General features: G+C 45.5%; 23 protein-coding genes. 18 read left to right on the top strand and 5 right to left on the bottom strand.

The genetic code is table 11. The annotated features are described in order from the left end of the window. Window positions 1-79: 79 nt before the first annotated feature. The gene (locus tag NF212_RS15895) at window positions 80-1921 is read left to right on the top strand and encodes an LTA synthase family protein (protein WP_434357296.1); all 1842 of its coding nucleotides are present in this window, start codon (window positions 80-82) and stop codon (window positions 1919-1921) included. A gap of 33 nt (window positions 1922-1954) precedes the next feature. Here NF212_RS15895 and NF212_RS15890 read toward each other — a convergent pair whose 3' ends face one another. Together NF212_RS15890 and NF212_RS15885 are read right to left on the bottom strand one after the other, a co-directional pair. Next, window positions 1955-2761 carry a glycosyltransferase family 2 protein gene (locus tag NF212_RS15890; protein ID WP_434357294.1) on the bottom strand — a complete coding sequence of 269 codons (807 nt, stop codon included), beginning with the start codon at window positions 2759-2761 and terminating at the stop codon, window positions 1955-1957. Continuing rightward, on the bottom strand, window positions 2758-3822 hold the full coding sequence (locus NF212_RS15885) for a glycosyltransferase family 9 protein (RefSeq protein ID WP_434357292.1): 1065 nt from the start codon (window positions 3820-3822) through the stop codon (window positions 2758-2760). The genes NF212_RS15890 and NF212_RS15885 overlap by 4 nt, the downstream gene beginning before the upstream one ends. A gap of 91 nt (window positions 3823-3913) precedes the next feature. On the opposite strand from NF212_RS15885, the gene NF212_RS15880 reads away from it, so the two are divergent. The 12 genes from NF212_RS15880 to NF212_RS15825 all read left to right on the top strand — a co-directional run bounded on the left by NF212_RS15880 (window position 3914) and on the right by NF212_RS15825 (window position 16642). Further along, entirely contained in the window at window positions 3914-4639 is a 726-nt protein-coding gene (locus NF212_RS15880; protein ID WP_434357290.1) for a 3-deoxy-D-manno-octulosonic acid kinase, read from the top strand. A gap of 70 nt (window positions 4640-4709) precedes the next feature. After that, the gene (locus NF212_RS15875; RefSeq protein ID WP_434357288.1) at window positions 4710-6569 is read left to right on the top strand and encodes a DUF3413 domain-containing protein; all 1860 of its coding nucleotides are present in this window, start codon (window positions 4710-4712) and stop codon (window positions 6567-6569) included. Between the two features lie 107 nt (window positions 6570-6676). Further along, window positions 6677-7867 (top strand): UDP-N-acetylglucosamine 4,6-dehydratase, encoded by a 1191-nt coding sequence (locus tag NF212_RS15870; protein ID WP_434357286.1) that lies wholly within the window; start codon window positions 6677-6679, stop codon window positions 7865-7867. A 14-nt stretch (window positions 7868-7881) separates the two neighbouring features. Beyond that, window positions 7882-9027: a LegC family aminotransferase gene (locus NF212_RS15865; protein ID WP_434360901.1), complete on the top strand. Its 1146-nt coding sequence runs from the start codon at window positions 7882-7884 to the stop codon at window positions 9025-9027. Window positions 9028-9036: 9 nt separating this feature from the next. Further along, window positions 9037-10197 carry a UDP-N-acetylglucosamine 2-epimerase gene (neuC, locus tag NF212_RS15860; protein WP_434357284.1) on the top strand — a complete coding sequence of 387 codons (1161 nt, stop codon included), beginning with the start codon at window positions 9037-9039 and terminating at the stop codon, window positions 10195-10197. 7 nt (window positions 10198-10204) lie between these two features. Continuing rightward, window positions 10205-11278 carry an N-acetylneuraminate synthase gene (gene neuB / locus NF212_RS15855; protein WP_434357282.1) on the top strand — a complete coding sequence of 358 codons (1074 nt, stop codon included), beginning with the start codon at window positions 10205-10207 and terminating at the stop codon, window positions 11276-11278. After that, entirely contained in the window at window positions 11271-11939 is a 669-nt protein-coding gene (locus NF212_RS15850) for an acetyltransferase (protein ID WP_434357280.1), read from the top strand. The genes neuB and NF212_RS15850 overlap by 8 nt, the downstream gene beginning before the upstream one ends. Then, a complete protein-coding gene (locus NF212_RS15845; protein ID WP_434357278.1) occupies window positions 11936-12994 on the top strand; it encodes a nucleotidyltransferase family protein in 1059 nt (352 codons plus the stop codon). Before NF212_RS15850 ends, NF212_RS15845 begins: the two co-directional genes overlap by 4 nt. Next, window positions 12995-13972 carry a Gfo/Idh/MocA family protein gene (locus NF212_RS15840; RefSeq protein WP_434357276.1) on the top strand — a complete coding sequence of 326 codons (978 nt, stop codon included), beginning with the start codon at window positions 12995-12997 and terminating at the stop codon, window positions 13970-13972. Between the two features lie 23 nt (window positions 13973-13995). Then, window positions 13996-14688 carry a cytidylyltransferase domain-containing protein gene (locus NF212_RS15835; protein ID WP_434357274.1) on the top strand — a complete coding sequence of 231 codons (693 nt, stop codon included), beginning with the start codon at window positions 13996-13998 and terminating at the stop codon, window positions 14686-14688. Beyond that, window positions 14685-15452, top strand: a complete 768-nt coding sequence (locus NF212_RS15830) for an oxidoreductase (RefSeq protein ID WP_434357272.1) — start codon at window positions 14685-14687, stop codon at window positions 15450-15452. Before NF212_RS15835 ends, NF212_RS15830 begins: the two co-directional genes overlap by 4 nt. 8 nt (window positions 15453-15460) lie before the next feature. Next, window positions 15461-16642, top strand: a complete 1182-nt coding sequence (locus NF212_RS15825; protein WP_434357270.1) for a glycosyltransferase — start codon at window positions 15461-15463, stop codon at window positions 16640-16642. A 176-nt stretch (window positions 16643-16818) separates the two neighbouring features. On the opposite strand, the gene NF212_RS15820 is transcribed toward NF212_RS15825, so the two are convergent. The 3 genes from NF212_RS15820 to waaF are packed head-to-tail and all read right to left on the bottom strand — an operon-like array spanning window position 16819 to window position 20138. Further along, complete coding sequence (locus tag NF212_RS15820; protein ID WP_434357268.1) at window positions 16819-17829, bottom strand: hypothetical protein; 1011 nt, start codon at window positions 17827-17829, stop codon at window positions 16819-16821. Window positions 17830-17832: 3 nt separating this feature from the next. Further along, window positions 17833-19095, bottom strand: coding sequence for a lipid IV(A) 3-deoxy-D-manno-octulosonic acid transferase (gene waaA, locus NF212_RS15815; protein ID WP_434357266.1), 1263 nt, complete (start codon window positions 19093-19095; stop codon window positions 17833-17835). After that, window positions 19092-20138: a lipopolysaccharide heptosyltransferase II gene (gene waaF, locus NF212_RS15810; RefSeq protein ID WP_434357264.1), complete on the bottom strand. Its 1047-nt coding sequence runs from the start codon at window positions 20136-20138 to the stop codon at window positions 19092-19094. The genes waaA and waaF overlap by 4 nt, the downstream gene beginning before the upstream one ends. 152 nt (window positions 20139-20290) lie before the next feature. On the opposite strand from waaF, the gene pseB reads away from it, so the two are divergent. From pseB to pseI, 5 genes are read left to right on the top strand one after another with little or no spacing between them, the layout of a single operon-like run. Continuing rightward, window positions 20291-21292: a UDP-N-acetylglucosamine 4,6-dehydratase (inverting) gene (gene pseB / locus NF212_RS15805; RefSeq protein ID WP_434357262.1), complete on the top strand. Its 1002-nt coding sequence runs from the start codon at window positions 20291-20293 to the stop codon at window positions 21290-21292. Further along, window positions 21292-22467, top strand: a complete 1176-nt coding sequence (gene pseC / locus NF212_RS15800; protein ID WP_434357260.1) for a UDP-4-amino-4,6-dideoxy-N-acetyl-beta-L-altrosamine transaminase — start codon at window positions 21292-21294, stop codon at window positions 22465-22467. Before pseB ends, pseC begins: the two co-directional genes overlap by 1 nt. Next, window positions 22464-23153: a pseudaminic acid cytidylyltransferase gene (gene pseF, locus NF212_RS15795; RefSeq protein WP_434357258.1), complete on the top strand. Its 690-nt coding sequence runs from the start codon at window positions 22464-22466 to the stop codon at window positions 23151-23153. The genes pseC and pseF overlap by 4 nt, the downstream gene beginning before the upstream one ends. After that, a complete protein-coding gene (gene pseG / locus NF212_RS15790) occupies window positions 23150-24682 on the top strand; it encodes a UDP-2,4-diacetamido-2,4,6-trideoxy-beta-L-altropyranose hydrolase (protein ID WP_434357256.1) in 1533 nt (510 codons plus the stop codon). The genes pseF and pseG overlap by 4 nt, the downstream gene beginning before the upstream one ends. Further along, window positions 24679-25731 (top strand): pseudaminic acid synthase, encoded by a 1053-nt coding sequence (pseI, locus tag NF212_RS15785; RefSeq protein ID WP_434357254.1) that lies wholly within the window; start codon window positions 24679-24681, stop codon window positions 25729-25731. Before pseG ends, pseI begins: the two co-directional genes overlap by 4 nt. The last annotated feature ends 17 nt before the right edge of the window (window positions 25732-25748 follow it).

The following is a 25748-nucleotide window of genomic DNA, read 5'->3' as shown; positions in this document are numbered from 1 at the left end:
GCTTGCCGCTCTGCTAATGATTGCAAGAGGATGGTCATTCTTTGAGTTTGTGAACTGGGAGCAGGTTTCGTCCAGAAGTATGGACGTCGCGCGGGCCTTTTTAACAGGGTTAAAATTTGATCTGAAAGTCGCTGCAATAGGGCTGGCCCCCGCTTATCTTCTTGGGATGGCTTTTGCAGCCAGTCGTCACGGGTTTGGGTGGTTCCAGAGGGTTTTGCCCGTATACCTGGCTCTGCTGGCATTGGTCGTTGTATCTGCATCTATCGGTAACTATTACTACTACCAGACCTTTGGCAACCATTTCGACATTTTTGTTTTTGGTTTGGGCGAAGATGATACCGTTGCAGTGCTGCAAAATATCTGGGTGGATTACCCGGTAGTGCAGATTTTTCTGGTATCCGTTGTCTCTGCAATAGGAGTTTTAAGGCTTGGAAAACTGATTTGTGAATCTGCTGAAAACAAGGTCTATAAACCTTTAAACAAGTGGCTGGTTACAGTTGTCGTGCTCATTGCGCTGGTTCCTTACACCTTGGCGGTTCGGGGCTCAGCAGGGTCATTGCCTTTAAAGCGTTATCATGCCCAAGTGTCAGATTATGACCTCCTGAACAAACTTACTCCCAACGCATTTATGGCACTGGATTGGGCCAGGTCAGACAAAGCGAAAGAGTCTTCTTTTTTTCCGGTAAGCAAAGACGCCCTGAAGGGGCTCAGCGCTGAATTTGGTCAGAGTGGCGCGACTCAAACGGCGCCTGAGTCGGCATATCTTGAGCAAAATCCTCCCCATATCGTGTTGGCTCTGATGGAAAGTATGGGCAGCAATGTTCTTGCCTATGATGATCCTGAAACCAATGACCTGCTTGGTGCGTTGCGTCCGCATTTTGAGGAAGACTTTGTTTTTCCGCGTTTTGTCTCGGGCACCAATGCCACCATCGACAGTATGGTGATGATGTTGTTTCACAGCCCCGTTCCGACTATCAGTCATTCCTCCGTACAGAAGGTAAAGCTCACCGGGTCGGCTGTATTGCCTTATAAAAAAGCGGGATACAGGGTGGTTTTTATCACGGCGGGCAACGGCATGTGGCGAAACCTTTCCAACTACTTTCCGCACCAGGGTTTTGATGAGGTACTGGATGAAAACACCATTAAAAAGGTGTTTCCTGAAGCTGCAAAGGATGCAGATACTTGGGGCGTTCCGGATGAATATGCCTTTAAGCTGGCAGAAAAAATCCTGAAAGAAGCAAAACAGCCGACGTTTGTCATGGTGTTAACGGTAACGAATCACTCCCCTTACCGGCCACCTGAAAGCTACCGCCCAGCTCCTGTAAATGTATCGGCAGATCTTGCCGCAAAAAATGAAGGGAGCCAGGTTGGTACGGAAAATATGCTAAAGGCGTACCAGTACGCGTCTGACAGCCTTGGACAGTTTATATCCTCGATAAAGTCTTCACCGCTGTCTGGGAAAACGGTAATAGCGGCAACGGGTGACCACAGAATGCGCCGGATGATGGTTCAGGATACTGAAGACCTGGCAACTGCCTTCGGGGTGCCGTTCTATCTCTATGTTCCCCAAGAAATTCAGGACAACGTAGATATCGGGTACGAGAAGCTCCGGCCCGGCTCTCATAAGGATATTTTCCCCACGTTATATGCATTCAGTCTTTCAGGTGCGGAATACACCTCGCTTGGTGGAAGGAACATGCTGGCGGTTAAGGATGATCCAAGTAAAAGGTTCGGCTATCACGGTGCGATACTGATTAATGACCGGGGAGTGGTAACACCAAGTCAGCCCGGTAAACTGTATCCGTGGAAGGACAACAGCGTAGAACCGGTGCCGGTTGAAAACCTGGATGTTAATCGCCACCAACAATTTCGGGAGTGGTTGTCTCTATACATAAACAGCCAGATGGCGGGCTATAAATAACAGAAGCCCCGCAACGTCATGCGGGGTTTGTTTTTATGGGCGATCTTTCGGCGCTGTCCCTGTTCGGATCCAAAGGTCTGCATATTTCACAAAGGTTGAGTGGGCAGACAACACGGAAAGTAAAAAGCCCTGCTTTCCATCAAGGAAGCCTGCTTTGACGATATACATTTTTATAAAGCAACCCACGGCATGCAGGATGCCCTCACCAATACTGCTTTTTTTGCCTCTTGCCTGACGCTGGTCAGCCCAGGCTTTAGCGTAGCCCGCTGACTTGACCAGGTAGTGATGGAGATCGTTGTAGGTGTAATGAATGGCATCGCCTTCCAGATCGACGATGTTTGCACCGGCAGGGATTTCCACTTTTTCATGAACCAGGGCATTGTCATAGCCGGTCAGTTTTGTGGGATAAAGACGTACAACTTTATCAGGGTACCAGCCACAGTGACGGATATATCGGCCAAACACCCAGCTGAGACGGGGAATGCGGTATAAGGTGTTTTCCTGGGGATTGTTCAGTGCTGCTTCAATGCTGTTACGAAGCTCAGGTGTCACACGTTCGTCAGCATCCAGCCACAGGACATAGTCCGCAGTAACGTAAGACTGCGCTAATTGACGTTGCGGGCCAAAGCCCGGCCAGTCAGCGTTGACAAAAAACTTGTCGGTATAGCGTCTTGCCACTTCTTCTGTGCCATCAGTACTGCCTGAATCGAGTATTACGATTTCGTCAGCAAAATCCTTAACGGTATTGAGACAGGCTTCCAGGTTCGCAGCTTCATTTTTGACGATTAAGGCAACGGCAAGGCGCTGTTTTCCGTTTCCCTGAGGAGTGAGTTCAGTCATGAGGTTACTCGTTCGTTGTTCATTCGCGAAATTACCGTATCGAGCTTGTCGGTAACCATAGGGACAGTAATGTCTGCCATAATGTCGCCACCTTTAACCCTGGTTCCCCAGGGAAGGGTATCAGCAGACCGGTTATGCTGAAGTTTGGCGTATTTGTCATAGACGCTGACAACGAGGTCCAGGCTGTTATAAGGGCCGGTTCGGGTGGGATTGCTATGCCCATACAAGCCAATTACAGGTGTGCCCTGCGTTGTCGCAATGTGGGCTGGCCCAGAGTCCGGAGCCAGAACTGCCGTTGCTTGCTTGATGATGGCCGTGAGTTGCTTGAGTGATGTCTTTCCTACCAGGTTAATGATTGAGCTGTGTGCTGACCTGATAATATTGTCGGCAAGTTTTACCTCTCGCTCAGCCGGAGATCCGCAAAGAATCACCTTAAGACCCCGCTTTTCAGCATAGTCGGCGACAGCAGCGTACCTCTCCGGTAGCCAGTTACGTTCGTCTTTGCTTGCCGCCGGGCTAATGACCAGTGATGGTTTTCCGGCAATAATCTCCTGCGCGAAGTGGCAATCATCGGCGCTGAGAGGGATCGACCAACGTGGTGTGGTTTCCTCCACCCCTAAATACCGGGTAAAGGCAAAAAAGCTGTCCAATACATGCTGGGATTCCCGGTCATCAATTCGCTTGTTGGTAAACAACCATTGTGCTTCTTTTGCCCGTGAAAAGTTAAACCCTACTCTGTACCGGGCTTTGATGCCAAGCGTAAGAATGCTTGCCCTCAGTGCAACCTGCATATGAACCAAAGCGTCAAACCGGTGGTCCCTTAATTCCCGCCAAACTGCTTTCATGCCATCCAGGCCACGTTTTTTATCAAAGGTCACCACGTTAATACCGGGCAAGTCACCAACAAGGCCTGCCTCCACCTTTCCAACAATCCAGGTGATCTCTGTATCAGGCCATTGAGATTGCACTGCCTGGATAGCCGCAACAGCATGGCACACATCGCCAATAGCAGAGAGCCGGAGAAAGCAGAGTGAATGAGGGGCTGAGGAGAACAGGGCCATAACGGATTCTCTTTACGAAATTGGGGGAAATTATGCAGTTGCCGCCAACGATTGTAAAATGCCTGTCTCAATCATTAACAGGTAGCGTGGCGTGAAAGAGCTGACCCTGAACGATACCCACATTTGGTATGACCCTGCATTGTTATCCGAATCTCCGGAGGCGTGCTTTTCCGCTGATTACTGGCAGCAGCAGGGGAAAATATCCGGCAGTGCCAAAGGTCGCGGAACAACGTGGTTTATCCGGGGGAAGGAGCTGGAGATGGCACTGCGCCACTACCGGCGGGGTGGGTTGTTCGGAAAGCTTGTCAGTGACAGCTACCTTTTTACCGGTTGGGAGAGTACCCGTTCCTACCAGGAATATGTACTGTTGAAATGGCTGGCAGAACAGGGGGTAAATGTTCCTCGCCCGGTTGCCGCGCGAGCGGTAAAAGCAGGATTGGCCTACAAGGCTGACATTCTTGTAGAGAAAGTTCCTATGGCAAAAGACCTTGTACACCTGTTGGAGGAGGAGTCTCTCCCCGAAGAGATGTACCGGCAAATCGGGGTAATGATTGCCCAAATGCACCAAGCTGGTGTGAACCATACCGATCTAAACATCCACAACATCCTTGTGGATGCAGACCAGAAAGTGTGGATTATCGATTTTGACAAGTGTGCGCGACAAAGTGGTGACAGCTGGCACCAAGATAACCTGTCCCGACTGAAACGGTCTTTCTATAAAGAGCAGGAACGCAGGTCAATTCATTGGCAGGAGGGGGAATGGTCAGCCTTGCTCCAAGGGTATGAAGAGGCAAAGCTGGCATGTGTTACGGACTAAGGCTATACAGTTTTTAGCCACATCAGTATCATCCAACCTTAATGTTTAAAAATGACTCATAAGGTTCGGTGTGAATAAAACCTTTAAAGCCGTCTCGCTTAAGCAACGGTTCCATGCTGCCGGGTGGCTTATCCTGGCCAACGCCATTTTATCTATCGCGATATCAACGCGTTATTTTGCCTACCTGCCAACTCCTCCTGATGCCAAAAGCTGGTTATTCGTCATGGTGTCTGTATTAGGACAGATGCCATTGCTGGCAGGCGTAATTGGCCTGGTATGTTTACCTTTTGCTCTTATTCCTTATTCACCTTTACGTCGTGCATTCCTGGCTCTGGTGGCATCAATAGGTATCGGCCTACTGGTTGTAGATACGTTTGTATTTGCCCAGTACCGGTTCCATATTAATGCTGTTGTGGTCAATATGATCCTGGCCGGACAGATTGTCAGTTTCCCTTTAATTACCTGGATTACGGTGATTGGAGGGTGTGCTCTGGTATTTGCGCTGGAGTGGTGGATGGTTAAGACCTTTGAAGGCGAACCATCCTTTATGAAGCGGAAAATTGGCCGCCGTTTCTCCCTGCTGGTATTCCTGTCTTTGCTGGCGGCGAATGGCATGCATGTGTGGGCGGCAGCTTATGGTTATCAGCCGATGACGACGGTAAAGCGTTTCCTGCCACTATACATGCCGGCAACAGCGAACAAATTCATGTCAAAGCACGGGTTTGTGGACCAGGCCGCATTAGACCGCCAAAATGCGATGAAAATGAAAGGTCAGAGTACCTTGAACTATCCTCTGTCACCGTTAAAAACTGAAGCGGTTGAGAAGCCGGTCAACATCATGGTGATTGCAGTGGATTCCTGGCGTGGGGATACCTTCAATGCCGACAACACTCCGAATATGTGGCACTACGCCCAAAGTGGACAAATCTATAACAAGCATATCTCCACAGGTAACGCGACGCGTACCGGTATTTTTGGTTTGTTCTATGGCCTGCCGGGCACATACTGGCATAGCTTCCTCGCAAACCAGCGCTCCCCTGTCCTGATGGATCGACTGCAGCAGCTAGGCTACAACATTGGTATATTTACAGCAGCCCAGCTCCAGTCTCCGGAGTTTAACCGTACGGTATTTGCCAATATCCACCCTCTGCGCAACGGATCTGAAGGTAACCGTCCTTCTGAACTGGATGCCAACCTGACCAAAGACTGGATCCATTGGTACCAAAAGGAACGCGATACAAGTAAACCTACCTTCTCATTCCTGTTTTATGATGCCCCGCATGGTTATGATTTTCCGGATGACTACCCGCATAAATATGAGCCAATGCTGGAGACGCTTAACTACCTTGAGCTGAACAACGAAACCGATCCAACGCCGTTTATGAACCGCTATAAAACCAGTGTTCATTATGTGGACAGTAAGGTGAAAGAGGTTTTAGATACGCTTAAAAATGATGGTGATCTGGAAAATACGGTCGTTATTATTACCGGTGACCACGGACAGGAAGCCAATGATAACAAGCTCAATTTCTGGGGGCATAACAGCAACTTTACAGATCCTCAGGTCCGTGTTGCTTTCACCATGTTCGGCCCTGGTGTACCAAAGGCCAATGTCTGGAACGATGAAAATGCATTTACCAGTCATGAAGATTTGTCCCCAACATTAATGCACCATTACCTGGGAGTGACGTCGCCAGTGTCTGATTATTCAACCGGTGTAGACTTGTTGGGTCAGGTTAAGCCCCGGAACTGGGTGATGTCTTCAAACTATGGCGGTTATGCCATTATTGATGATGCTTCCATTCTAGAGGTGAACGGTACAGGCATGTACCAGATGCTGGATAAGACCAACCGCCCGATAGGTGATCAGCCAGAAGCTTTCAGTCATATGCAGAAAGCGCTGGATGAGATGAGGAAATTTAGTAAATAATCATTTATCTGAGGGGGAGAATAATCTCCCCCGTAAACGGTGCAAGCTTTCGTGTAAATGTTGGTTAGTTTAGAATCTCTACATTACTTATTCGAAAAGCTTCTGCCATGAATTCAATTCTCTCCCTCATCGGTCGTACAACAGCTCTGTTCACTAATGACATTCAAGCTCACGAGAAAGAGCTTTCTCGTATCGTATCGGAGTCCCGCTTCCTTGTGCTTGGCGGTGCTGGCTCAATTGGTCAGGCAGTCACAAAGGAAATCTTTAAACGCAAACCTAAAAAACTGCATGTTGTTGATATCAGTGAGAATAACATGGTTGAACTTGTCCGGGATATCCGCAGTTCTTTTGGATATATTGACGGCGATTTTCAAACATTTGCTCTTGATATTGGCTCTGTTGAGTACGATGCGTTTATCACTGCAGATGGCCGGTATGACTACATTTTGAACCTCTCAGCCCTTAAACACGTTCGCAGTGAAAAGGATCCTTTCACACTGATGCGCATGATTGACGTAAACGTCTTCAATACCGATAAGACCATACAGCAATCTATTGATGCTGGTGCAAAGAAGTACTTTTGTGTTTCAACGGATAAAGCCGCGAACCCTGTCAATATGATGGGAGCGTCTAAGCGTATTATGGAGATGTTCCTGATGCGTAAAAGTGAACGGATTGCTATCTCAACGGCCCGCTTTGCCAATGTGGCATTTTCGGATGGTTCATTGCTACATGGCTTTAACCAGCGTATTCAGAAACAACAGCCAATCGTGGCACCTAATGACATTAAGCGTTACTTTGTAACCCCACAGGAGTCCGGTGAACTATGTCTGATGTCCTGTATTTTTGGTGAAAACTGCGACATTTTCTTTCCTAAACTAAGCGAAGCACTTCATCTTATTACGTTTGCTGATATAGCTGTGAAATATCTAGAGCAACGTGGCTATGAGCCTTACTTGTGCGAAAGTGAAGAGCAAGCTAGAGAGTTGGCTAAGAGCCTTCCGTCTGAAGGAAAGTGGCCATGCTTGTTTACTTCCAGTGATACTACGGGTGAAAAGGATTTCGAAGAGTTTTTCACTGACAAAGAAAAACTTGATATGGCACGTTTTGACAATCTTGGAATTATTAAAAATGCGCCTGTCTATGATGCCCAGAACTTGGCTCTTTTTGAACAGGAGATCCGAGAAATGAAGGATGCGAAAGCGTGGACGAAAGAGCAGATTGTTGAGTTGTTTTTCAAAATGATCCCGGATTTTGGCCATAAAGAAACAGGTAAGTACTTGGACAGTAAGATGTGAGTGGGGAAAAAACTATGAAGCCAGCATCCATCGTTGAATTTGTTCGCGATGTTTATCAGACCAACGATTTTGTTCCCCTCCATGCCCCGACGTTTATGGGCAATGAAAAAGCCTATGTTGGGGAAACGATTGACAGTACGTTTGTTTCAAGTGTCGGTAAGTTTGTTGATGACTTTGAGCGCAAGATGGAGGCCTTTACCGGTACCGCGCGCGCTGTTGCGACAGTAAATGGAACGGCAGCATTACATGCAGGCCTGTACATGGCAGGAGTGCGGCAAGGTGATTTGGTTATTACCCAAGCACTTACTTTTGTCGCCACTTGCAATGCGCTGTACCACCTTGGTGCGGAACCGGTGTTTGTTGATGTTTCTGCTACCAGTCTTGGGCTATGTCCAAAGGCAGTGGACAATTATCTCTGCCAGCATGCTGAGCTAACAGACTCAGGGTGTATGCACAAGCAAACCAGGCAGTTCATTAGAGCGGTTGTGCCAATGCATACCTTTGGTCATCCCGTCGAGCTGGATGAACTGGTACAGGTTTGCCAAAAATGGAATATTGCTCTTGTGGAGGATGCGGCGGAAAGCTTGGGATCTTTTTATAAGGGCAAACATACCGGTACTTTGGGGGATTTTGGCGCAGTGAGTTTCAATGGCAACAAAATCATTACTACGGGTGGTGGCGGTATGGTGCTATGTAAAACAGAAGAATCAGGCCTGCACACCAAGCATGTAACAACTACTGCAAAAGTACCTCATCCTTTTGAGTTTTATCATGATGAGCCGGGCTTCAACTACCGGATGCCCAACATAAATGCCGCTTTAGGGTGTGCTCAGATGGAGAGTCTGAACGAATTGCTTGATCTTAAACGTCAACTCGCGCACCAATATGAGAAATTTTTCCTGGGGTCTGGTTTCGAATTTGTCAGGGAACCTGATTACGCAAAGTCAAACTACTGGTTAAATGCGGTGATTTGTCCAACACCCCAAGCTCGAGATGATTTGTTGAAACAGTCAAACGATGCAGGTGTGATGACTCGCCCTATCTGGAAGCTGATGCACCGGCTTCCTATGTTTGAAGGGGCTATGCGGGGGGATTTGACACAATCAGAGTTCATTGAGGCTCATCTGGTTAACTTACCAAGTACACCTGTCGTCAGGTAAGGGGCGTCGATGCCAATCAAGAAAGTAGCAGTATTTACAGGTACAAGGGCTGAGTACGGTCTGCTCTATTGGTTATTAAAAGATATTGATGCGGATCCCGAACTAACCTTGCAGCTTTTGGTTTCGGGGATGCATTTGTCTCCGGAATTTGGCGAAACATTCAAGCAAATAGAAAAAGATGGGTTCAGAATAGATGAAAAAGTTGAGATGCTTTTATCTTCTGATACATCCGTCGGTACAGCGAAGAGCATGGGATTAGGCATTTTAGGTTTTGCTGATGCCCTCTCTCGTTTATCTCCTGATGTCTTAATTGTGCTAGGTGATCGTTTTGAAGCTTTGGCGGCAGCACAGACAAGTATGATATTGAGGGTGCCAGTCATTCATCTTCACGGAGGAGAGATTACGGAAGGCGCTTATGATGATGCGATCCGCCATGCCATCACCAAACTCAGCTACTTGCATGGGACTTCAACTGAAGAATATCGCCAACGGGTTATACAGCTCGGCGAATCCCCTGAGAGAGTAAAAAACGTTGGTGCGATTGGCCTCGATCATCTTAATCGGGCAACATTCATGAGCGTTGGTGATTTGGGGGAGTCATTGAAGTTTAAGCTGGAAACACCTTACTTTGTGGTTACCTATCACCCAGTAACACTTGGAGATGAACATCCAGAAGAAAGTTTTCAGGCGTTGCTGGATGCACTCGATGAGTTTCCGGATCATCAGATTATTTTAACTTACCCAAATGCAGACGATGGTGGGCGCCGTATAATACCTATGCTGGAAAGGTATGCGGCTGAATCACCTAAACGTGTTCTTGCTATCCCTTCGCTTGGTCAGCTTCGATATCTCAGCGCAGTTAAACATGCATGTGCTGTTATTGGGAACTCTTCCAGCGGCATCATTGAAGTGCCGGCATTTGATGTTCCTACTGTCGACATCGGATCCCGGCAAAAAGGGCGACTCGCAGCAAAAAGTGTTATTCATGCTGAGCCCAGCACTCAGTCTATTTCTCACGCGATGGAGATCGCAGTTACTCGCAGTTACAAAACATCCGAAAATGAGGTTATAGACAATCCTTATGGACAAGGCGATGCCAGTTCACAGGTGATTGAGATGATAAAATCAATGAATTTTGAACCATGTAAACCATTTTACGATGTGAAGTGAGACGGATATGACGCTAATTATCGCTGAAGCTGGTGTGAACCATAATGGTGAGGAAAAGCTGGCGTTTGCATTGGTGGATGCTGCTTATGAGGCTGGTGCTGATATCGTAAAGTTCCAGACATTTAAAGCGAAAAATTTGGTGACGGCACAAGCAATACAAGCAGATTATCAGGTTGCCAATACCCAGAGGCAGGAATCCCAGCTTGCTATGTTGAGCCGTTTGGAATTGTCTTATGAGGCTCACCAAGCACTTGTAACACACTGCGAATCACTAGGTATTGAGTTCTTGTCCACGGCATTTGATTCTGAGAGCCTTGATTTCCTCGTCAATGATCTTGGGCTTAAGCGTTTGAAGCTCCCTTCTGGTGAACTAACGAATGCTCCGCTTGTACTCCAGCATGCCCGGACACAGTGTGATCTGATCGTCTCTACAGGGATGGCCACACTGTCTGAAATAGAGATGGCTCTGGGCGTTATTGCATTCGGATATATTGGCGGAACAGACGTTGAACCCTCATTGTTGGCTTTTCAGGAAGCCTATGTGTCAGAAGAGGGTCAGAAAGCGCTCAAGGAAAAAGTCACAGTTTTACATTGCACCACTGAATATCCTGCACCTATGAATGAAATAAACCTAAGGGCGATGGATACATTGGCTAAAGCATTCGAACTTCCAGCCGGTTATTCCGATCATAGTGAGGGAATTACCATTCCTGTTGCTGCTGTGGCACGTGGTGCTGTCCTAATAGAAAAGCACTTTACGCTCGATAAAAATATGGAAGGTCCTGATCATAAAGCATCACTTGAGCCCCATGAGCTCGCTGAAATGGTAAAAGCTGTCAGGCAGGTAGAGAGAGCCCTTGGTTCAGGAGTGAAGTCTCCAACTGTTTCAGAAGTGAAAAATAAAAGTGTGGCCAGAAAAAGTCTGGTAGCTGCATCAGCGATTGGTGCAGGGGAATTGCTGACGGTATCCAATGTCACCATTAAACGCCCGGGATCCGGGATGTCTCCTTATAGATATTGGGATATCATTGGCTCTCCAGCCTCCCAAGCATATCAGGCCGGGGATTTGCTCTGTGAATAGCGAAATGCCCAAACCACTCGTTATTATTGGTGGAGGCGGCCATGCATCAATATTGACGGATATACTACGATCTCAACATCGGGAAATTGTCGCTGTCATTAGCCCAGATGACATTTCGGTCAGAACGGTATTTCGTGGGATTCCCCAGCTAAAAAGAGATGAAGAAATCCTTAATTTTGATCGGGATAGTGTAAATTTGGTCAATGGTATAGGGATGTTGCCGAATTCAGGCTTGAGGCAAAAAGTAAACGAATATTTTCTTTCTCTTGGTTATCAGTTTGAGTCCGTTATTGCTGACAGTGCACAAGTATCTCCCTTCGCTATCGTTCAAACAGGGGCGCAAGTCCTTCATGGGGCTATCATTCAGGCCGGGGCGAATATTGGATCCCATTCAATCGTAAATACCGGAGTAATCATAGAGCATGACTGCCGTATCGGATCCTACTGTCATATAGCACCTCGAGCGACACTTTGTGGGCAGGTACTGGTCGAGCCGAGGGTATTTGTCGGAGCAGGTGCGGTGATCATTCAGAACCTTACAATTGCGGAAGGTTGCATTGTTGGTGCGGGGGTAACTCTCGCCGTCTCTCTGTTTGATGCTCAAATATGTTACTGCACCAAACCTGCTACCAAATCTATAAAAACGAAGGTTGACTCATGAGCCATTGTTGGAAAAACGTCCTCATTCAATCGAATAGTTCCATAAGGGATGCCCTTGAGATAATTAATAATGAAGCACTGCGTGTTGCATTAGTTGTTGAAGACGGAAATACCTTAGTTGGCGTTGTTACAGATGGAGATATCCGAAGGGGCTTATTGAGTAATTTGTCCCTGGAAGAACCTGTAGCAAAGGTAATGAACGTTACTCCTACAACAGCCGATGTGAATACGGATCGAAAAGCGCTGATCACCTTGATGGAGAGTAAAGGTATTCTGTCTGTTCCATTGATAGAGCGCGGTAGAGTTGTCGGTTTGGAAACTTTACAAAGTGCAATGAGCCAACCAAAGTTTTCCAACCCGGTATTCTTAATGGCCGGTGGATTTGGCACCAGATTGAAACCCCTGACAGACAATTGCCCTAAACCGATGTTAAAGGTGGGTGATAAACCAATACTTGAAACAGTAATTCGCAGTTTTATCAATGCTGGGTTTTATAATTTCTACATTTCTACCCATTATATGCCCGAGCAGATAGAAGGTTATTTTGGGAATGGTTCGTCATTAGGCGTCAATATTACCTATGTCCATGAGGATAAACCCCTGGGAACCGGAGGGGCGTTGGGGCTCCTACCCCATGATATGCCTCAGGATCTCCCTTTAATCATGATGAATGGGGATGTCCTAACCAAGGTGGATTTTCAGAGGCTTTTGGAATTCCATGTAGAGAATAGTGCAGATGCTACCATGTGCGTCAGGGAATATGACTATCAGATTCCATACGGTGTTATTAATGGAGAAGGGAACCGTATAACGAGTATGGTTGAAAAGCCTATTCAGCGTTTTTTTGTCAATGCTGGAATTTACGTAGTTTCACCTCGAATATTTCAATCAGTTCCCCAAAACTACCATATTGATATGCCTACATTGTTGGAACAGCATATGTCTGAAAGAAACAACGTGTTGATGTTCCCCATCCATGAATATTGGCTTGATATTGGCCGGATGGATGACTTTAACCGGGCTCAATCTGACATTCACTCATTAGGGATGGAGTAAATGCAGAAAGTCGCAGTTATTGGTTTAGGCAATATTGCCACAAGGCACCGGAAAAATCTTAAATTGCTTCTTCCTGGGGTGACTGTTTATGCGATGTCTGCAAGTGGACGTATTCCGGAAGAAATGGTGAGTGACTGTGATGTATTAGTTGCGTCTGTTGCGGAGTTGATATTTGAACAGATCGACATGGTAATTGTTGCTTCCCCTGCACCGTTTCACTGCCGTCACGCTATTCCTTTGATAGAAGCAGGTGTTCCCGTATTGATAGAGAAGCCTGTTACCACTGCTTTGCAGGATGCTGAGTTAATCCAGGAAGCTGCGAAAAAATATATGACGCCTGTAGCGGTGGGCTATTGTCTCCGGTATCTGTCATCAGCAATTGAAGTCAAAAGATTTATTGAATGCGGTAAGTTAGGCCAGCTTTACCATGCTTCAGTTGAAATTGGGCAGTATCTTCCAGATTGGCGACCATCAAAAGACTACCGCGATAGTGTATCTGCAAGTGCGCATCTGGGTGGAGGTGCTTTACTAGAGTTGAGTCATGAGCTGGATTATACCCAGTGGCTGTTAGGTCCTTTAACACTTCAGCATGCTGTGTTGCGTACATCCCAAGAACTGGGACTTGAAGTAGAGGACTCTGCAGATATCCTTGTTACAGCTTGTGAAGGAAGCGTTGTGAATATTCACTTGGATTTTCTACAACGCAAAGCCTATCGGTATTGTCGTTTTGTTGGAAGCAGTGGTGCGCTTGAATGGGATCTTATTCAAAACGAAGTCACTTTCAAGACAAAATCAGGGGCTAATGTTGTATACAGCAATCCTGGTTGGGACAAGAACCAAATGTATTTGAACATGCTAAAAGATTTTATCTTGATGATTGATAGAAAAGAGAATCAATCTGTGTCTGTTGATGAGGCAAAGAAAACAGTTTCATTAATCGAAAAAATAAAATCAAGCTCTTCTCGTTTTTATCATTGACAGCGAACATATTCGGATAACATATGAGAACTTTTGCGTTTATTTTTGCTCGTGGTGGTTCTAAAGGGCTTCCTGGAAAAAATATCAAGCCATTAGCGGGAAAGCCGTTATTACAGTATTCGGTTGAAACAGCAATTGCATCGCCATCGATCGAAAAAGTATTTGTTTCCACTGATGATGATTTTATTGCTGATGTAGCCACTCGGTCTGGCGCTACAGTTATAAGGCGTCCGAGAGAGTTGGCATCAGATACAGCGCCTGAGTGGTTTGCGTGGAGGCACGCTATTGAATGGGTGTTTGAACATTATGGTTCATTCGATGAATTTATCAGCCTTCCCGCCACCAGTCCGTTGCGAAGTGTAGAAGATGTAGAATCTGCAATCTTACAACGAATCACCCAAAATGCAGATATTTGTATCTCTGTTACTGAAGCCAGTCGTAGCCCTTATTTCAATATGGTCAAGTATACAGATGATGGTTATCTTGAATTGGTGAATAAACCAAATGGTGAATTATCTCGCCGTCAAGATGCACCAAAAGTATTTGATATTACTACGGTGGTTTATGCAACAACACCAGAGTTTGTTCTCAAAAATTTCGGAATTTTTTCTGGAACAGTTACGTGTATTGAAGTACCGAAAAAGCGAGCAGTAGATATTGATGATATATACGATTTCATGTTGGCAGAAGCGATTGTTCAGGAAAAAGATATATGAAAAAACAACTGGAGAATAAAACCATCCTTATTGCTGGTGCGGGGGGGTTGTTAGGTGCACACTTGGTGCCTGCCGTAATAGCTCAAGGCGGAAAAGTGATAGCAGCAGATATAAACCCTGAGGCAATGAGTAATCGATTGACGGAAATGGGAGTAGATGTTAAAAGCAAAAATCTGACTCTTGTTCAATTCGACATAACTGATGAAGAAAGTGTAACTTCGCTTTTTGACGATATATCTATTGATGGTGCGGTAAATACCACATACCCGAGAAATAAAACATACGGAAAACATTTTTTTGACGTTTCTCTTAGTAGCTTTAATGAAAATGTCTCTCTTCATCTTGGAAGTGCATTTTTATTTGGCCAACAGTGTGCCAAAAATTTCCAAAAAAATAACCGTGTTTTTTCCCTGGTAAATATATCTTCAATATATGGTGTAGTGGCCCCGAAATTTGAGATATACAACAATACACCGATGACAATGCCGGTTGAATATGCTGCTATAAAATCAGCCATCCAGCACTTGAGTAAGTACATTACAAGTTACGTCAATGATAGCCGTTTCCGAATTAACTGCGTGAGCCCAGGCGGTATTTTTGACCACCAGCCTGAGCCATTTTTAGATGCATATAAGTCTAAGACACATGGGGCTGGCATGTTAGAAGTAGACGAGGTACTTGGTTCAATATTATTTTTGCTATCCGAACAATCCAGATTTGTAACAGGGCAAAATATCATAGTGGATGATGGTTTTAGTCTGTAGGTATTTACATGAAAATTTTATTAGTCATGGCTCATGGGAAGGTTCATGAGCACGTTGGAGGGGCTCCTAAAATATTTTTTGAAATGGCAAATGAGCTTTCAAAAGATAATGACATTCTAGCTGTGTATAGTGATGATAGAATTGGTGAGCCATTATATAAAACCAATGGCAATGTTCGCTTGATTAATCTTAAATTGGATGAAAAAAAAACAAAGCCATTCTATCTTAAGATCGTCAGGGAGTTTTTCAGGACGTTGGATAAACTTCCATTTTTATCAATAAAATACAATCCCATTACGTCAAAAAAACAAAAATTAATTGGTGACTTGCTTAAGGAAAATATATCTGATTTTTTTCCAGACATAATTATATCATTTGGTGTTAGTGACATAGTGTCACTATCGGGGATCTATAACGGAAAGGCACCTATAGTACTAATGTGCCATACTTCCCCTAAACGAGTTTTTTCTGAATTATCAAACCGTGAAGTAAAGTCAATCAATAAGGCTAGAGTGATACAAACTCTTTTACCGAGTTACGCTAAAGTCGTAAAAAAATTCGTTGGTGAAAATATAGAAGTGATAAGTCTTGGAAACCCAATACCTGACTTTAACAATGATGCGAATATATCATGTAAAAAAATAATCTATATGGCTAGGATAGAAAAGAATAAACAACAACATAAGCTTATAGAATGCTTTTCTAAAATTCCTTTACACATTAGAAGTGAGTGGGAGGTAGACCTATTTGGAAGTGATAGTGATATAGAATATAAAAATTACTTGGTTTCACTATCTAAGCAATTGGGTATAGAGAAAAGTGTGAATTTTAGAGGTGTTACAACGGAGATACATGATTCTTTAAGAAATGCAAGTATTTGTGCGTTTCCATCAGTATTTGAAGGTTTCCCTCTATCACTCTCCGAAGCAATGAGTTGTGGATTAGCATGTATAGGTTATGAAAGCTGCAGTGGTGTTAATGAGATAATTACCAATAATAAAAATGGTTACTTGGCTTCAGATGATGATGATTTCTCAAATAAATTACAATTATTGATGGAGAATGAAAAAGTCAGAGCAGAATTTGGCAGTGAAGCTTATCATGATATAAAGGAATATCACTCCTCTCAAGTGTGGGATAGTTGGCGTTGTTTACTTAAAAAAATAGAAGGACCTGCTAGTATTCAGTAGAAAAAATAGGCTTCTTTCTCATAGTGAGAGAAATTATGTGTCCATGTAATATATAAAATAGTAATAAACTGAGTTGTTTTACGATTTTAATTTAAAGAAAAACCGTAAAACATCAGCAATGTTAGTTTTAGACTTGAGACTCTTACTTGGCTGTTAAGCGAAGTAAGAGGTCTTGATTATAAACTACAGGTGGTTTTCGAATTAATTTTTTTATTCTTGATTGAATTAAAATAATCTGACAAGTAGTCTGATATTCTTTTGTCTCTAGGCGTTTGGAATGGGTTTATTATTTCTAAAGTTGAAATTATAGAGTTGGGATAAATTATGGATAATGTATAAAGGGCTGTTGATGATAGGCCTATGATTTCTACTGGTGTTATCTTTGATTTGAATAACTCAATTTCAATTGGAAAAGTTGGTTTGTGATAAACTAAATTATGTAGCTTTTTTATTTCATCTGATACATGAGAGGCTTCTGTCCTGTGAGGGATATATAGTAGTGGGTACTTTGCATTAGATATTGCTTTTTTCAGTATTAATAAGTACTCGGATAGTGAAATTCTATCTTTTTCATCAATTGAACCTTGTCCTATAAAAATGCTGTATGATTTAAACGACTCACTACAAATGTCGATACTGTTCCTTAAGTGAGTTAAAGTGTTCTCCCTATATTTAATATTGCATTCAGGAAATCTGAATATGGAAAATATTTCAGTGTTTTCAAAGAATGGTAAAATTCCAATAGGCTTTACGCCCTGTGTTCGTAACAGCATATCTTGAACTAAACGCTTTCTATGGTACGATCCTTTATCTTTTATATGGTCGTAATAGTCAAAGAATGTCATAGTTCCATCATCAAAGAAAATATGTTTCTTGAATTCAAGATTTTTAATTATTAATTTGGAGCGCCATGCGTTGTATTCGCTATAAAAAAGAGTGTCTAAATTACCATTACTAAGTTTTTTTATTGACTTTATTATTTTTGGGGTTGTGGTAGTTCTTTTGTTTCTGTCAAAGTATAGAGTATAATCCCAGTCGCCTTCATTTATTACTGAAGACATCTGAATTCTTCCAGTTGGGTTGTCTTGGTTTATTATAATGAGCAGGTTTTTTTTAGCAGTGTAGGCTAGCCTTGCTTCATTTGCACAAATGTATTGCAAGGGGGACGTGACGAGGAATACATTCATAAGTTATCTCGTTACCAGTTCTACTGTTCTTTTTAAATAATTAAGACTTTTTCTAGTGACCTTAAACGCGGATAAACGCATTTCTTCAATCAGGCTATGATTATTAAAAAAATTAATCACATTCTGAGCGAGTTGTGTTTGCCCAGTAATAATAATAGCGTTCTTTTTTAGAAATTCTTCAACGATGGCTTTAAAATTAAAGTAACTAGGCCCAGTAATCACCGGTACACCGAGCGCTGCTGGCTCCAGAACATTATGTCCTCCCACCTTATCACCAGCCAGGCTGCCGCCCATAAAACAAACATCTGCCGCGCCGAGGAGAATTAACATCTCTCCCATAGTGTCTCCAAGATACACTTGAGTGCTTTGGCTGATTGGTGAGTTTGACGTTCTTCGGGTTACAGAAAGCCCCTGTTTCTCACAAAGCTCAAATACGCTGTCAAACCGCTCCGGATGTCGGGGAACAAGAATTAATAACGCGTCAGAGTGATTGGTCAGCACTTCTTTATGTGCGTCCAGTACTTGTTCATCTTCACCTTTGTGAGTACTGGCTGCGATCCATACGGGACGGTCGGTCCCCAGAAAGGCTCTTAGTTCCTTAGCTTTCTGTTTAACATCATCTGAGATCTGGATGTCATACTTGATTGAGCCGGTAACTACTATCTTGTCTTTATTGATTCCCAGTTTTTCAAAGCGGCCTGCATCTTCAACTGACTGGCAAAGCACATTGGTTAAACAAGGCGTTATCACATTGAATAGCGGCTGGATTCTGGCGTAATTCCTGAAAGATTTCTCTGACAACCGCGCGTTAACAACAATAATTGGGATACCTGCCTTAGCGACTGTTGACAACGTATTTGGCCAAAGTTCTGTCTCTACAATCAGGAGTTTTTCCGGATTTACTGTTTTTAGAAACCCGCTTACCGCGAAACTAAAATCAATGGGCATGTATCGATGTTCAACGATATCACCGAGCTTGGCAATCTGTTCTGCACCTGTGGGGGTGGTGGTGGTAACCACTATGGGTTGAGATGGATTTTGTTGCTTCAGTGCTTTTATTAGAGGTATTGCAGCAATACTTTCCCCAACAGAAACAGCATGAATCCACAATGGCCTTGCTTTTGTGGTGAGCTCAGGTGTCTTTCCAAAATGCTCTTTCCAACGCTTACCAACAAATGGTTTGTTCGGTCGCTTTTTGAACAAGCCATACAACAGGAAAGGAGCAGCGATTACCAGCAAGATCGTATACAGAAAACGGGCAATCATGCATTAGCCTCTTGGGTTGCGAGTTGCTTTAAACTGGATACAACTCGTTGAGGAGACAACTCGGTAAGGCATTTTAAATGTCCAAGGGGACATTCTCGTTTGAAGCATGGACGGCATCCAATGTCGGTGTGCAGAATCGCTACTTTGTCTGCTAACGGCGGTGTGTAGCCTGGGGATGTAGAGCCATACAATGCGACAATATTACAACCCACAGCAGCAGAGACATGCATCAGGCCGGAGTCATTGCTGACGACAGACTCACATGCTGCCAACAGATCGACAGCTTCGATTAGTGATGTCGCACCGGCTAAATTAACGCAATGTTCCTGAATCTGTTCGGGTAATGCGGATTTTATTGCATTGGTGACTTCCTGATCTTTTGCTGATCCGAACAGCCATACCTGATATCCACCTTCAATCATTTCCTTAGCTACAGTCGCGAAATGCTCCTCTGGCCAGCGTTTTGCTGGTCCGAATTCAGCGCCGGGACAAAGACCAAGCACAGGGTATTGGGCGGTATTCAACCCGAATTTGTCTAATGTCGCTGATTGCGTGTCACTGTCTATGTTCAGCCGAGGTTTGGGGAGATTCGTAAGACAACCTGTGCCAGTCATTTCTGCCGCAGGATGCGCCAAGGCGACATACCGCTCAATCATTAAATCAAAAGCTTTTTTGTTGTTGCGCAGGTCATTCAACAGCCCATAACGCATTTCGCCTTTCCAGCCGGTACGAACAGGGATCTTGGCAAAAAACGGGATAAGCGCAGATTTGGCAGAATTAGGCAGGATATAGGCGTGGTCGTAGCCTTCATCACGTAAGGCTTTGCCCAGTGTATACCGGATTCCCAACTTGAAAGCGCCATGGCCCAGCGGCATCTCTAAAGCCTTGTTGACCTCCGGCATTCTCTCCAAAATTGGCTTGCACCAGGCCGGTGCCATCACATCGATTTTTGCGTCAGGGTGCTGTTTTTTCAGGGTGATATACAGAGTTTGGGACATCACCATATCGCCCACCCAGGATGGGCCGATGACTAGAATTTTCATGGTTTAAGGGCTCTTGTTGGTATCTGAAAGTCAGACTTAGGCCATGCTTCTGGTGGTGAGTCTAACAAAATGCCCTAGCCGAGAGTATAATTTTACAGCGTGGTAATATAAGCAATTGATTTGGCGCTGATGTCAGGTTTGTGGTGGGGAATATGTTTGATAATAAATCGATCCTGATTACCGGGGGAACCGGCTCATTTGGAAAAAAATACACCAAGACCATCCTTGAGCGGTACAAGCCCAAGCGACTGATTATCCTCTCCCGCGACGAACTGAAACAGTTCGAAATGCAGCAGGAGTTTGATGCCCCTTGCATGCGCTATTTTATTGGTGATGTCCGTGACGCTGAACGGATGAAGCAGGCGATGGAAGGGGTGGACTTTGTCATTCATGCCGCTGCCCTCAAGCAGGTCCCTGCCGCTGAATACAATCCAATGGAGTGTATCAAGACCAATATCCACGGTGCGGAAAATGTTATCAAGGCAGCGATTGCCAACAACGTTGAAAAAGTTATTGCTCTTTCAACAGACAAGGCGGCCAGTCCGATAAGCCTTTATGGCGCCACCAAACTTGCTTCGGACAAACTGTTTGTTGCTGCGAACAATAATGTGGGCCAACGTAAAACCCGCTTTGCCGTGGTGCGTTACGGGAACGTTGTGGGCTCTCGTGGGTCAGTCGTACCTTTTTTCAAACGCCTTATTGAGCAGGGCTCAGACCACCTCCCTGTTACCCATGCCGAGATGACACGTTTTTGGATTACCCTCCAACAGGGAGTGGATTTTGTTCTTAAAAATTTCGAGCGCATGCACGGGGGTGAAATATTTGTCCCTAAAATACCATCTGTGAGAATTACGGATTTAGCCAAAGCATACGCGCCTCATCTTCCAATCCGCATTATTGGGATTCGTCCTGGGGAAAAACTTCATGAAGTGATGTGTCCGGCGGATGATTCCCACCTGACGCTGGAATTTGACGATCACTTTGTCATCTGTCCGACCATTAAGTTTTACAGTCTTGAGAATGACTTCTCATTAAATGGGTTGGGAGAGAGTGGGAAAACAGTGGAACAAGGGTATGAGTACCACTCCGGTAACAACCCGCATTTTCTCAACACCAAAGAGATCCTTGAGTTTGATAATCAGGCATCGTTGTAGTGAGTAAAGCAATGATCCCCTATGGCCGGCAGCAAATAGAACAACAGGATATTGATGCTGTTGTTGAGGTGCTCAGGTCTGATTTTCTGACTCAGGGGCCGAAAGTCCCCCTGTTTGAACAAGCATTGAAGGATGCCACCGGTGCCCGTCATGCTGTGGCGGTAAACAGTGCCACTTCTGCCTTGCATATCGCCTGCCTGGCATTGGGGTTGGGTAAGGGAGACCAGCTTTGGACCTCTCCGGTTACTTTTGTTGCCTCTGCAAACTGTGGTCTGTATTGCGGCGCTGTCGTTGATTTTGTCGATATTGATCCGGACACCTACAACCTTTGCCCCAAAAAGCTTGAAGAAAAACTCATTCAGGCGGAAAAGTCCGGAACCTTGCCCAAGGTGGTAATTCCTGTCCATCTTGCCGGCATGCCCTGTGAGATGGAAAAAATCCACGCGCTGTCAAAACGCTTTGGGTTCCGTATTATTGAAGATGCATCCCATGCCATTGGTGCTCACTACCCTGATGGTACAGTTGGCGACTGCAGCTTTTCAGACATTACCGTTTTTAGTTTTCACCCAGTAAAAATCGTGACTACCGCAGAAGGTGGTGCAGCACTGACAAACGACGACGAATTGTCGAAGAGGCTGGCGTTGCTGCGAAGTCATGGGATTACCCGGGAAGCGTCCTTGATGGAATCAGAGCCTCATGGCAGTTGGTATTACGAACAGATAGATTTGGGCTTTAATTACCGGATGACAGAACTGCAGGCTGCACTGGGTTATACGCAAATGCAGCGTCTTAAATCCTTTGTCGATGCACGTAATGAGTTGGCTGACCGTTACGACACGCTTCTTGCAGGTTTACCTGTAAATTTGCCAATGCGCACCTCCGGCTACCATTCGTCATTTCATCTCTATGTGATGCGTTTGAAGGGGAAGCTGATTATGAGGCACCGCGAGATTTTTGAGGCGCTTCGCCAGAGCGGTATCGGCGTAAACATTCATTACATTCCGGTCCATACCCAACCTTATTATCAGAGGTTTGGGTTCCAATGGGGAGATTTCCCTGAATCTGAATCCTACTACCGGGAGGCTATCTCCCTGCCACTTTTCCATGGAATGACATATAAACAGCAAGACAGGGTAGTTGCAGTGTTGAAAGCGGTGCTGGAGGAAAAAAAGTGAAAGTCGCTATCATTCCGGCGCGCGGCGGCAGCAAGCGCATTCCCCGCAAAAACATCAAATTGTTTCATGGAAAGCCCCTGATTGCCTATTCAATCGATGCGGCCCGACAGGCCGGCTGCTTTGACCGGATCATAGTATCGACAGAAGATGCTGAGATTGGGGACATAGCAAAAAAATTTGGTGCAGAGGTACCTTTCGTTCGCCCCGGTGAAATTGCAGATGACCATGCCACGACGATTGAAGTTATCCAACATGCAATCAACTGGTGTGATAGTCAAAACTGGGACTTGGATGCAGTCTGCTGTATTTATGCCACTGCGCCCTTCCTGACTGCAGGGAACATTCTTTCCGGATTACAGAGTATGGATGAGCCCGATGTTCAATATGCCTTCAGTGCTACCACTTTTGCTTTCCCAATCCAGCGGGCCATTTCAGTTTCTGGAAAAGAAGGCGTGAGGATGTTCCACCCGGAGTTCGCGCTGACCCGCTCCCAGGATTTGGAAGAAGCCTATCACGATGCCGGACAATTTTACTGGGGACGGCCGAATGCGTTTCGTCTCGGTGAGCCCATATTTGCTGAGCATTCCAGGGCGGTGATACTTCCCAGAAAACAGGTTCAGGATATCGATACCCAGGAAGACTGGGAGATGGCTGAAGCACTTTATGCGGTGATGGCGCACAAATGAAAATTGTCTTTCGCACAGATGCCTCACTGCTTATTGGCAGTGGCCATGTGATGCGCTGTCTTGTGCTTGCCAATGCACTCCGTGAGCGCGGACATACAATCAGTTTTGCCGCCCGCCCTCAATCCGGTGATCTCATTGCCCGGATTGAAGCCCAGGGGTTTGACATTGTCCCCATGGAGCGGCCGGAGGATTGGTTATACCCTGAGTCCGAGACGGATTACCGGACTTGGCTGCAGGTTGGGTGGCAACAGGATGCCAGAGATTTTCTTTCAAAGGTCACTGAGGCGGATTGGGTAATTATCGATCATTACGGTATCAATGCAGAGTGGGAAGGCGTTGTTCGAGATGCGCTGGGTTGCCGGGTAATGGCGATTGATGATTTGGTGCGGGATCATATTGCGGATGTGGTTCTTGACCAGACACTGGAACGCAGTGCAGAAGAATATAATGAAAATGGGAGCTTTCCATTTTCATTAACCGGGACTGATTTCGCACTTGTGCATCCCTCATTTGCTGAAGCCTGGGCTGGATTAAAACCACATGATGGTACTACCAGTAAACATCGTATCCTGGTGTCGATGGGGGGAGTCGATCAGCCCAATGCCACACTAAAAGTGCTTCAGGCGTTGGCACGCAGTGAACAACTCAGTGTAACTGTGACGGTACTGATTAACCCTCAGGCACCGCACTACCATGACGTGCTGGCATTTTGCCGGAAATCGTCTGAGTGGGTGACACAATTCGACTTTGTCGAAAACATGGCAGAGGTGATGTGCAGCCATGATATTGCCATTGGTGCACCGGGGACGACATCCTGGGAGCGAGCCTGCGTTGGGTTGCCAAGTATAGTTGTGCCCATCGCAGACAACCAGCGGCAGACTGCCAAAATGCTAGCCAAACAAGGAATTGCTGAGTGTGTGGAGCTCGATGACATTGACGAAAAACTGATCCCGGCACTGGTTAAACTGACAGCACCGTCTAATTCCTACAGGGCCGCAGGTCTTAAAGCCTGTGACGGGCTGGGAGTAAGACGTGTAGTCGCGGCGCTTGAATCCATCGAAAACGGCGTATCGTTGAGCCTGAGAAAAGCAAACATACATGATTGCAAGCGCGTGTTTGACTGGCAGTTAAGGCCAGAAACCCGAAAGTTTGCGCTACATCCAGCAGCGCCGTCCTGGGCAGAGCACTCCCGGTGGATGCAGGCCAAAATCGCCTCTCCGGACGACTACTTTTATATCATTGAGAAATCTCTTGCCAACGAGGCTCAAAGCGGAACTGGTGTCGTGAGGTTAGATCGGAAATCCGATGGGCATTACCTTATTTCAATATTTATTGATCCGGACTGCTATGGTGAGGGGATTGCTTTTCAAACGTTAACTATGCTGGATACGATCCACCCGGACATAGTGATTGATGCCACGGTATTATCAGGTAATGAGGCGTCGCAAAAGCTGTTCACAAAAGCCGGATACAACAGACTGTCAGCTGAGTTTTTCCAACGCCAGCCCGTTTCCAGGAGAGGGAATTGAATAATTTTATTGAAATCAACGGGCGGAAAATCGGGCCGGATTTCCCTCCCTACATCATTGCAGAGCTCTCAGCCAACCATAATGGTGATATCAACCGGGCATTCCAGATTATGGACGCGGCGAAGGAGGCTGGTGCCGATGCGATTAAGCTTCAAACCTACACTGCAGATACAATAACCATCGACTGTGATAGTGAAGATTTTCAGATTCACGGTGGGCTGTGGGATGGCAAAACACTTTACCAGCTTTACCAGGAAGCTCATATGCCCTGGGAGTGGCATAAGCCCTTGTTCGAAAAAGCCAAAGAGTTGGGAATTACCGTTTTCAGCTCTCCGTTCGACTTTACTGCTGTAGAGCTGCTTGAAGAACTGGATGCCCCTGCATACAAAATAGCTTCGTTTGAAGCTATTGACCTTCCCTTGATCAAACGTGTCGCCCAAACCGGAAAACCACTGATTATTTCTACCGGTATGGCGGATGAGCAGGAAATTCAGGAAGCTATTGAGACAGCCAGAGAAAACGGCTGTACCCAGTTGGTTATTTTGCATTGTGTCAGTGGTTACCCAGCGCCAGCAGAACAATATAACTTGCGCACTATTCCCGATATGAGAGAGCGGTTCGGAGTTTTGTCAGGCCTGTCTGACCACACTATAGACAATGCAACGGCTGTGGCGTCTGTTGCGCTTGGCGCATGTATCATTGAAAAACATGTCACTCTGGACAGAGATGGTGGAGGTCCGGATGACACCTTTTCCCTCGAACCTCAGGAACTGGCGAGTCTCTGCAGAGATGCAAAAACTGCCTGGCAGGCTTTGGGGAAGGTAAATTACTCCCGAACAGAAGCTGAAAAGGGAAACGCGCAATTCAGGCGTTCATTGTATGCCGTGAAGGATATTCAGGCGGGTGAATTACTGACGAAAGACAATGTCCGTAGTGTACGTCCAGGGTTTGGGTTGGCACCCCAATACCTGAATGACGTGCTGGGAAAAGCAGCGGCTCGAGATTTAGCGAAAGGTGAGCCTCTGACAATCGATTTTCTGGAAAATTAGAGCGCCACGTTAATGGC

The organism is Parasalinivibrio latis (genome assembly GCF_036825535.1).
Lineage (GTDB): Bacteria > Pseudomonadota > Gammaproteobacteria > Enterobacterales > Vibrionaceae > Parasalinivibrio > Parasalinivibrio latis.
The sequence above is the reverse complement of the archived record's forward strand: the minus strand, read 5'-3'. Positions and strand labels throughout refer to the sequence as shown.